Below are 6974 nucleotides of genomic sequence, written 5' to 3'. Positions count from 1 at the left end.
TGGCGCCGATCCAGATACTCACCACTCAGAATATGAGTGGCAAACAAGCGAAGTTGGCCCGATGTGCGACCCCGCTCTCCTTGCAGACGGGCCTCGGGCAGGCCGGTTTCCTGCGTGCCGATTTCAGTAATCGCCTCAGCGCGGGCTTCGATCTCATCTGCGATGGTGTTCAGAAATGCCGCGCGGTCTTCCCGGGTCGAAAAACCATAGCTCCAGAACGCTTCTTCGGCAGCTTCCGCAGCCGCATCAACATCCTGAAGGCGCCCCACCGAAAAACGGTGCGACGGTCCAAAAGCGGGCAGTGACTGAAAAAACGTGTCACCTGAAAGCCAATTTCCAGCGATGAGGTGCTTGCCATGGGGGGTGTAGGTCATGAAGGTTCCATATTTCCGATTCTATGGTAATGGATAATGTATCCAATTAAGAGGGGCAATCAAGCGCCCTGTTAGGTCTCCTCCATGGCGCGTTTTGCTACGATCATTTCCAGCAACTGTTCCTTTGTTCGCCGGATGTGCCGCATCAGCATGTCGCAGGCTTCGTCGACGTTCCCTGCTTGCGCCAGTTTCAACAGCTCGCGATGTTCTTTTTTCGCCGGTTCCCGCTGTTTCATCACGCTCAGATGCATTCGGACATAGCGGTCAGATTGCAGATTGACGCGATCCAGCAATTCATTCGTCAGTTTCCTCTGTGACGCCGCGTAGAGGGCGGAGTGATATTGATAGTTCAGGATCCCCCACTTCCCGACGTCATTCTCGTCATAAGACGCTTCCATCTGTGTCAATATCTCGTTGCATCGTGCGAAGTCGGCAGATGTCATCTGCGGAATGGCTCTGCGGAAAAGATCGACTTCAATAAGCATTCGAAGGTCGAATATTTCTCCGATTTCGTTCAGCGAGTGTTTGGTGACTGATCCGCCCCGATTATTGGCCCATTGAATCAGACCTTCAGCGTTCAGACGCTTTAGGGCTTCGCGGATGGGCATCCGCGATACGTCGTATTCCTCAGCCAGAGCTTCCTGGCGAATAGCTTCACCTTCGGCAAGTTCACCGTTCAGAATACGTTCACGAAGATCGTTCGCGATGACATCTGGTAGGCTTTGCTTGGTTATTGCGCGCTTTCCTGCCATATTTTTCCTGCCACTTGTTTGGGTACAGCTACCGGTTACCGGCGGTTATTCCAAGCTGAGCCGCGACGCGACCACTTAGAAAGCTGATTAAGGACACTCGGTTTTATAATGCATCCAATATCCATGTTGTTTCAACCCTGCTGAGACAGCGAGGTATGACCAAGTGCGAATGGGACCTTCTGTGACCGCCTTTCCCTGAGAGCGGGCGCGGCCAATGCACTGTTTAGTCAGACACCCCAGGTGTCCGACAAACGATACCCGCCAGGCCAGGGGTCATCCGGGTCAAGCATGTGTTGATGAATGCCGGTGATCCAGCCGCGCCCACTGATTTCGGGGACAATCGCGGCGCGGCCCGCCACTTCGGTGGTATCGACAATCCGACCGGTGAACCGTGATCCGATGATCGAGACCGCCTCGAACGTTTGACCCGGCGACATCAACCCTTTTGCTGCCATCAGCGCCATGCGCGCGGAAACCGCTGTACCTGTAGGCGACCGATCAACCTTGCCGGGTTGGATCGCCACGGCAGATTTTCCGGTCAATCCGGTTTCGGTCTCGCTGATCGGGCCGCAGAAAGCACAGAATGAGATATGGTCCCAATCCGGGTTTTCAGGATGCGAAAACCCAAGCTGTTCATTGGCTGCATTGGTGATCTTCACCCCCAATCGGGCAATGTCACGGGCCTCATGTTCGACAATCTCGAATCCCAAAGCCTGTGCATCGACCACGACAAAACTGTCACCCCCATAGGCGGTATCAACCATGATCGTATCCAATCCGGGTACCTCAAGTGGGACAGACAGTTTGTCGGCAAAGCTGGGCAGGTTTTGCACGAAAATGCGTTGCGCTTTGCCACCGCTGCATTCTGCCCGGACATGAACCAGCCCGCCCGGGGCCTCAAGCACCATATGAGTTTCGGGTTCCTGCATCGGAATGATCCCGCCATCCAGCAATACGGTTGAAACACATATCGAGTTCGAGCCGGACATGGGCGGTGTGTCTTCGGGTTCCATAATGATGAAAGCCGCGTCCGCCTTGGGGTGTTTCGGGGGCACCAGAAGATTTACATGACGGAAAACACCGCCCCGAGGTTCGTTCAGAACGAAGTTGCGCAGCGTCTGGTCGCCGGCGACAAAGCTGCGCTGTTCCCACAAGGTATCGCCCGGTGGCGGGGCGACGCCCCCAACGATAACATCGCCTACTTCGCCTTCTGCATGGGCTGAAATGACATGAACGGTTTTGCTGCTCCGCATCGGATCTCTCAATATTGTGCGACAGGCTCGCCCAGAGCGTCAAAAATCGGTGTAACACCCAGACCCGGATGGGCGGGTGCGGTCATCCGGCCGTTGACACGCTTTGGCGCACCCTCGGCAATGTCCACCGTGCCGTAAGAGTTGAAATCCGTGGCAGAGAATGTGAACTCGGACGGCGTTGAACGGGCCAGATGTGCGATGGCCGCCGTGGTGATGTCACCGCCCCAGGTGTCTTCGATCGTCATGGGGATGCCGTGCGCCACGCAGAGGTCCCGCATAAGACGGGCTTTGGTCAACCCTCCGACTTTCGAGATTTTCAGGTTGATCACATCCATTGCGTCTTCGGCAATGCCGCGGACCAGCGTGTTGGGGGTCTCGATCACCTCGTCCATCACAAAAGGCAATGCAGTGCGGCGGCGGATCGACACGCATTCCTCATAGGTCAGGCAAGGCTGTTCCACATAGACATCCAGACCCGAAATCGCGCCCACCACGCGTGCGGCCTCGTGCCGGGTCCAGCCGGTATTGGCGTCCGCAACCAGCAGGTCCGACTTTTTCAGAACGGCGCGGGTGGCGTGGATACGGTCAATGTCGTCATTGGCCTCGCCACCTACCTTGAGCTGAAACTTGGTGTAGCCTTCGGCGGCATAGCCTTCGATCTTTTTAGCCATGATCTCAGGTGCTTCCTGACTGATCGCGCGATAAAGCACCACATCATCCTGCGCAGCGCCTCCCAGCAATGTGTAAAGCGGCTGGTCCGTGGCCTTGCCCAGCAGATCCCAGCAGGCAATATCCACCGGAGCCTTGGCATAGGGATGACCCCGCAAGGCCGCATCCATCGTACGGTTGATCTGACCGATATTCAGTGGGTCCTGCCCGATCAAATGCGGGGCCAGCTCTGCCAGCCCGGCCCGGACGCCGAGCGCGAAAGACGGCAGATAGGCCGAGCCAAGCGGGCAGCATTCTGCATAGCCCTTCAACCCCTCATCCGTGATGATTTCCAGAACGGTGCTGTCAAACACTTCGACAAAATTGCCGTTGGACCAGCTATAACGGCCTTCTTTCAGCGGCAGATCGACCTGATATACGTTCAGCCCGGTGATTTTCATAAGGTGTTCTCCAGATTAGAAGCGTGTGGATGAGAAAGGCGACATATCGAGCACCGGCTTGGCGTCAGTGACCAGATCAGCCACCAGTTCGGCCGTGCCTGCGGATTGGGTCAGCCCCAGATGACCATGGCCAAAGGCATAAAGCACCTCTGGTGCGCGCGAAGATCGGTCAATCACTGGCAGGCTGTCGGGCAGTGACGGGCGAAAGCCCATCCATTGCGTGCCGCCCTCTAGGTTAAGGTCTGGCATGAAGCGCCCGGCCTTGGCCAGCAACGTGTCAGCGCGCCGGTAATTCGGGGCCAGCTTCAATCCACCCAGTTCGACCGCGCCACCGATGCGCACGCCGCCGTTGATCCGGGTTACCACAAACCCATGCCCCCCAAAGGTCAGATGCGTGCGCAGGTCAAAAGCGCCTTCGGGCAGGGTCGTGTTATAACCCCGTTCGGTCTCAAGCGGGATATGATCCCCTAGGGATTTGGCCAGTTGGTGTGACCAGGCTCCGGCGGCGACAATCACCTGACCTGCCGAAATGTCGCCGTTGTCCGTGTCAAGGCGCACGCCGTCGTCGGTTGGTTTCAGTGCCGTGATCCCCGCGACCTTTACCTGCCCACCGCGCGCGATGAACTGTGCCGCCAGATGCTCGGTCCAGCGGGACGGATCGACGGTATTCATCCATGTCGGGGTAAAACCCGCATGGGTGAATCGCCGGTTCAGTCCGGGTTGAATTTCGGCAATAGCATTCGGACTGTCCAGAAGATCAAACGGGATGCCATGGTCCTTGCGCAGGTCCCAAGTGGGCAGGCTGGCACGGAATTCGCTCTCACTCTCGAACAACTGCAACTGGCCTTGGCGCTGCATCAGCGCCTCGCCGTCAACATACGCGATCTGGCGCTCCAGCGCGGCGCGGCTGTGGTTCATCAGCGCGGCCTGTGCGGACAGTGAGGCAGCATAACGATCTCGCCAACTGGCCCGCCAGAACCGGAGCATCCACGGTGCAATACTCAGCGCATAAGCGGGCGGGATCGACAAAGGCCCCAGCGGATCAAGCAGCCATTTCGGCGCTTTGCGCATGATCCCCGGGGTTGCAAGCGGCACGATATCTGTAAAGGCAAAGGCCCCGGCATTGCCCTTTGACGCCTCGGCTGCAACGCCTTCACGGTCCAGCACCAGCACGTTCCTGTCGCGCTTTTTCAGTTCCAGCGCAGCGCTGATGCCAATGATGCCAGCACCGATCACAACTATGTCCGTCTTGGTATCATGCTGCATGGTTACAGGTTCTCAAATCGTGGTGGGGGGTCGGGGACCGAACAGCGTCTGTCCCCGAACATGATTTCAAAACGCGATGCCATCACGGAACGGATCATTCGGCGCGAAAATCAACTTGGCTTCCGACATGATATGCGCTTGCCCGGTCAGGGTGGGAATGACACCCCCGTTCGGGCCGGGTTGGTAGCTCAGCACATAGGGGCTGCCGATCACGCTTTCCTGCACAATCTTTTCCCCGGCGGCCAGCGCTCCGTTTGCCGCCAGACAGGCGAGGCGCGCCGAACTGCCGGTGCCGCAGGGCGACCGGTCATATTGATTGTCTGGGCACAGTACAAAGTTACGGCTGTGAACATCCTTGTTGGGGGATTGATCCTGTAGGATCACGTGGTCGACCAGTTCCCCGTTTTCACCACGCACCCCCTGTGCGATGCAGGCTTCTCGTATGGCGATGGTCAAATCGGTCAACGCACGAATGTTTCCCGGGTTCACCGGGATCGGGCTGGGGTCGACAATGAAGAACCAATTCCCACCGTAGGCAAGATCGCCGGTGATTGACCCATGGCCGTCAACCTCAATCTGCACAGCTGCCCGCACGCGACGGCTCTCGACATTTGTGACGCGCACGGTATTGGCGTCCAGCAACTCCACCGAGATGACCCCGACCGGCGTTTCCACCCGGTGCGTGCCGGGCCGGATCCGACCCATATGGGCCAGAGTGACACTCAAACCGATGGTGCCATGCCCGCACATGCCCAGAACGGCATCCGCATCGAAATAGATCACGCCGGTCTCGCATCCTGAATCTTCGGGCGCGACCAGAAGCGCCCCCACCATACCGGGCTGCCCACGCGGTTCCAACAAGATGGATTTGTAGAACGCCTCATGCTCGGTGGCCAAGCGTCGTACACGCTCGGCCAGTGGGCCGGACCCCAGATCGGGGCCGCCGTCGAGGATCACCCGCGTAGGCATTCCCCCTGTGTGACTGTCAATCACATGCATTCAGCAATGACCCCGCCCTGGCCGGACCAATTAGTAAACCAAGTGCGGAACAGGTGGTATTGCTGTTCGCAATAGTTGCGCTGGGCATCTGTCAACTCGTCGGTTTCGTTGAAGTGCAAACGGTATTCCTCTTCGCCATTCAGGACCAGCAGGTGTTTGTAATACAGCACCAGATCGGTGCCTTCGTCAAAGCTGGCCAGCACACCAAAGGCTTCTTCCAGTTCCCGCGCGCGAAGGCGGGCCTCGGCATGACCGGCAGCTGCTTTCTGACACAGGGCCGCCAGCAGAAGTGCCTCCTTAGGCAGGGCAGTGCCGATCCCCGTGATCGAGCCGGTGGCGCCGCAATTGACGAAGCCATGGTAGACCTCGGTGTCCACACCAACCATCAGTGTAACCTGATCATCTTTCGAGGTAATGTGTTCCGCCGCATAGCGCAGATCGCTTTTGCCGCCGAATTCCTTGAACCCAACAAGGTTCGGATGATCTGCACGCAATTCCAGGAACAGATCGGCGCGCGTCGCAAAGCCGTAAACCGGGCTGTTATAGATGATTGCCGGGATATCAGGTGCAGCCGACAGGATCGCTTTGAAATGGTTACGCTGCGCCGCGATGGACGATCCACGCGACAATACACGCGGGATCACCATAAGCCCTGCCGCTCCAACCTTTTGCGCATGCGCGGCAAGCGCCACGGCGGATTTCGAATTTATCGCACCTGTGCCGACGACAACGGGCAGTCCGGTCGCGATCAGACGTTCGACACCTTCCATCCGTTCGGCATCCGACAAGAGAGGCCAGTCGCCCATCGAGCCGCAATAGACTACGGCAGACATGCCCGCTGCGATCATTTCCTTGCCCTTTTTCACCAGCGCGTCGAAATCCGGTGTCCGGTCCGGTTTGCAGGGGGTCATCAGGGCTGGCATGGTGCCGGTGAAGATATTCTGGGACATGAAGGTGACCTTCCTAATTGTTTTGGGGCGGGGGCTCTTATCGCACATTCGCCAGGAATTTGCGGGTGTGTTCGGATTGGGCTTCGCTAAAAATCTGGGCGGGCGGGCCGATCTCTTCCATCACGCCCTGATGAAAAAAAGCAACCCGGTCTGATACATCACGAGCGAAACCCATCTCATGCGTGACACAAATCATTGTCATCCCTTCTTCGGCCAAAAGCCGCATCGTGTCGAGAACTTCGCCCACCAGTTCAGGATCCAGCGCCGAGGT

At 57.8% G+C, this 6974-nt stretch carries 7 protein-coding genes and 1 pseudogene; all 8 read right to left on the bottom strand.

Annotated elements, in window-relative coordinates:
• On the bottom strand, positions 1-374 hold a 374-nt coding region (locus AC2FND_RS19070), incomplete at its 3' end, for an aldehyde dehydrogenase family protein (RefSeq protein ID WP_496771301.1).
• Positions 375-445: 71 nt separating this feature from the next.
• Positions 446-1126 carry a GntR family transcriptional regulator gene (locus tag AC2FND_RS19065; RefSeq protein ID WP_496771300.1) on the bottom strand — a complete coding sequence of 227 codons (681 nt, stop codon included), beginning with the start codon at positions 1124-1126 and terminating at the stop codon, positions 446-448.
• A 227-nt stretch (positions 1127-1353) separates the two neighbouring features.
• Positions 1354-2379, bottom strand: a complete 1026-nt coding sequence (locus AC2FND_RS19060; RefSeq protein WP_496771299.1) for a trans-3-hydroxy-L-proline dehydratase — start codon at positions 2377-2379, stop codon at positions 1354-1356.
• An 8-nt stretch (positions 2380-2387) separates the two neighbouring features.
• Positions 2388-3488 carry a cis-3-hydroxy-L-proline dehydratase gene (locus AC2FND_RS19055; protein ID WP_496771298.1) on the bottom strand — a complete coding sequence of 367 codons (1101 nt, stop codon included), beginning with the start codon at positions 3486-3488 and terminating at the stop codon, positions 2388-2390.
• 15 nt (positions 3489-3503) lie between these two features.
• Complete coding sequence (locus AC2FND_RS19050) at positions 3504-4754, bottom strand: NAD(P)/FAD-dependent oxidoreductase (RefSeq protein WP_496771297.1); 1251 nt, start codon at positions 4752-4754, stop codon at positions 3504-3506.
• Positions 4755-4820: 66 nt separating this feature from the next.
• Positions 4821-5753 carry a 4-hydroxyproline epimerase gene (locus AC2FND_RS19045; protein WP_496771296.1) on the bottom strand — a complete coding sequence of 311 codons (933 nt, stop codon included), beginning with the start codon at positions 5751-5753 and terminating at the stop codon, positions 4821-4823.
• Positions 5744-6703: a dihydrodipicolinate synthase family protein gene (locus AC2FND_RS19040; protein ID WP_496771295.1), complete on the bottom strand. Its 960-nt coding sequence runs from the start codon at positions 6701-6703 to the stop codon at positions 5744-5746. The genes AC2FND_RS19045 and AC2FND_RS19040 overlap by 10 nt, the downstream gene beginning before the upstream one ends.
• A gap of 37 nt (positions 6704-6740) precedes the next feature.
• Positions 6741-6974, bottom strand: a pseudogene (glnQ, locus tag AC2FND_RS19035) (glutamine ABC transporter ATP-binding protein GlnQ); the annotation flags it as partial.

The sequence above is a fragment of the Ruegeria sp. BHSB056 genome, assembly GCF_059613305.1.
The sequence above is the reverse complement of the archived record's forward strand: the minus strand, read 5'-3'. Positions and strand labels throughout refer to the sequence as shown.

Bases quoted from the DNA above. Each gene is read 5' to 3' on its own strand.
- AC2FND_RS19065 (WP_496771300.1), bottom strand. From the start codon at position 1,126: ATGGCAGGAAAGCGCGCAATAACCAAGCAAAGCCTACCAGATGTCATC.
- AC2FND_RS19050 (WP_496771297.1), bottom strand. From the start codon at position 4,754: ATGCAGCATGATACCAAGACGGACATAGTTGTGATCGGTGCTGGCATC.
- AC2FND_RS19060 (WP_496771299.1), bottom strand. From the start codon at position 2,379: ATGCGGAGCAGCAAAACCGTTCATGTCATTTCAGCCCATGCAGAAGGC.
- AC2FND_RS19040 (WP_496771295.1), bottom strand. From the start codon at position 6,703: ATGTCCCAGAATATCTTCACCGGCACCATGCCAGCCCTGATGACCCCC.
- AC2FND_RS19045 (WP_496771296.1), bottom strand. From the start codon at position 5,753: ATGCATGTGATTGACAGTCACACAGGGGGAATGCCTACGCGGGTGATC.
- AC2FND_RS19055 (WP_496771298.1), bottom strand. From the start codon at position 3,488: ATGAAAATCACCGGGCTGAACGTATATCAGGTCGATCTGCCGCTGAAA.